General features: G+C 63.4%; 3 protein-coding genes. 1 reads left to right on the forward strand and 2 read right to left on the reverse strand.

Annotation, left to right across the window (positions count from 1 at the left end; translation table 11 throughout):
* Window positions 1-180: 180 nt before the first annotated feature.
* The gene (locus EN750_RS35570; RefSeq protein ID WP_244506945.1) at window positions 181-414 is read left to right on the forward strand and encodes a DUF982 domain-containing protein; all 234 of its coding nucleotides are present in this window, start codon (window positions 181-183) and stop codon (window positions 412-414) included.
* A gap of 66 nt (window positions 415-480) precedes the next feature.
* Here the strand turns inward: EN750_RS35570 and EN750_RS35575 are convergent, their stop codons facing one another.
* Both EN750_RS35575 and EN750_RS35580 read right to left on the reverse strand, forming a co-directional pair.
* Window positions 481-633: a hypothetical protein gene (locus EN750_RS35575; protein WP_013532262.1), complete on the reverse strand. Its 153-nt coding sequence runs from the start codon at window positions 631-633 to the stop codon at window positions 481-483.
* Between the two features lie 176 nt (window positions 634-809).
* Window positions 810-1,113: aldo/keto reductase (locus tag EN750_RS35580; RefSeq protein ID WP_145968253.1), on the reverse strand; the 304-nt coding region annotated here is incomplete at its 5' end.

The following is a 1,113-nucleotide window of genomic DNA, read 5'->3' on the forward strand; positions in this document are numbered from 1 at the left end:
GCTGGTGACGTCGCTCGCCAACGATCGGCGCGGTCTTCGCGCCAGAGGCTTTGCCGTCGTTGCTGCTTAATGGATGAAGGGGCGCAAAGCGGCGTCTGGACGTATGCGCACTTTCGCCTCGCTTCGCAGACGCCGATGGCGTAAGGAGCGGCCATGGAAAACAACCGATTTGAAACACCTGTGACTGTGAAGTCAGTCGCGGCGGGAAGCACTCAGCTCTTGCGCACGGCGCGTGAGGCTTCCGACTACCTCCTCAACAGCTGGCCCGGCAAGCGCAGCCCCAAGCATCGCGCGGCCCTGCAGGCCTGCCATGACGCACTCGCCGGCGACAAACCGGCGATGAACGCCAGGCGCGCCTTCATCGCGGCAGCACGCGAAGTGGACGTGTTCGTCAGCGACAAGGCGCCCGCCTGACACAAGCCGACATTTGGGGCGGCAATCTGGATTGAGGCACGGCCCGCATCTGCGGGCCGTTTGCCGTCACTTTGCCGTTTCGGTTTCGGCTTCAGTCTCGTCTTCGGGCTTCGAACGTTCCCGCGCTGCAACCTTGGCTGCCAGCTTCTCGGCCTTCTTGGCCGCTTTCTGGCGGTCGCGTTCCTTGCGTTCCTGATCGTAGTTTGGTGGTCGCGCCATATTGGCTCCTTTTTACTGCCTCGCGGCTCTGGTCCTGCCTAGGAGCATTAGCCGTCAAACACAACAGCTGAAGCGATAGTGCGTCGATGATGGCCAGGCTTGCAAGATGCGCGTCGCAATGAAGGGGCCAGGTCCATCATTGCGGCGGCCAATACCTATCGCCATCGATTTGCCGATCAGATGCCGCTTCGGTCAATCACCAGATCTGCAGCACCAAAACGGTCCTTTGCCGTCAGCTGCTGGTGCCAGTAGGGATAGAGCAAGGGCGGCCGGCTGACCGCATCGAGGCGCTCGCGCTCCTCGCCGGAAAGCACCAGGCTTGCCGCCGCGATGTTGTCCCGGAACTGCGTTTCCGTCCTGCCGCCGATCACCAGCGAACTGACGGCCGGCCGGCCAAGCAGCCAGGCCAGCGCCACCTGCGCTGCCGACACGCCGCGCTGCGCGCCGATCTCGACAAGCACGTCGACGATCCGCCACAGC

Origin of the sequence: Mesorhizobium sp. M7A.F.Ca.ET.027.03.2.1, from assembly GCF_003999175.1 — a bacterium.
GTDB lineage: Bacteria > Pseudomonadota > Alphaproteobacteria > Rhizobiales > Rhizobiaceae > Mesorhizobium.

Coding starts and splice junctions, on each gene's coding strand:
- EN750_RS35575 (WP_013532262.1), bottom strand. CDS start 633: ATGGCGCGACCACCAAACTACGATCAGGAACGCAAGGAACGCGACCGC.